The organism is Mesorhizobium sp. M0496 (assembly GCF_040321205.1).
In the GTDB taxonomy this organism is placed as follows: Bacteria; Pseudomonadota; Alphaproteobacteria; order Rhizobiales; family Rhizobiaceae; genus Mesorhizobium.
On the sequence record NZ_JAMYRC010000115.1, the window covers coordinates 1 to 616 of the forward strand.

Below are 616 nucleotides of genomic sequence, written 5' to 3' on the forward strand. Positions count from 1 at the left end.
GTTCGAACGTCTCGATGACGATCATGCTTCCGCCGCAGCACCGGCATGGCGGACGGAAGTCAGTCGGTTCTACCGAGTTGTCGTCTTCCGACGGCGCAGCGACGTTCAGCAGTTCGCGGGCGCGTGCGAGGCTGGTCTTGCGAGCGGAGTTGGCGAGCAGGCCGTAGTGCCGGATGCGGTGGAAGCCACGTGGAAGGACGTGGAGCAGGAAACGGCGGATGAACTCGGCGGTGGCGAGTGTCATGACCTGCTGCCGATCGGTGCCGTCACGACGATAGTCCTTGTAGCGGAACGTGACCCCTGCCTCATCGAACCGGATGAGGCGGCGGTTCGAGATCGCAACCCGGTGGGTATAGCGGGACAGATAGGCGAGCACCGCCTCCGGCCCGGCGAACGGCGCCTTGGCGTACACCACCCAGTGCTTCTTGCGGACCGGCGACAGGTGCCGCACGAATGCCTGCCGCGCGGACAGGTGCGCCATCGATCCGAAGAAGGCGAGCTGTCCTGCGTCGTGCAGCGCGACCAGCCGGGTGAGGAAGAGCCGTCGGAACAGCTTGCCGAGTACGCGCACCGGAAGCAGGAAGGCCGGCCGAGAAGATATCCAGCGGCTTCCGTC

General features: G+C 65.7%; 1 protein-coding gene. It reads right to left on the reverse strand.

Going from position 1 to position 616, the window contains the following annotated elements; genetic code table 11:
• On the reverse strand, positions 1 to 616 hold a 616-nt coding region (locus NKI73_RS33590), incomplete at both ends, for an IS91 family transposase (RefSeq protein WP_352636357.1).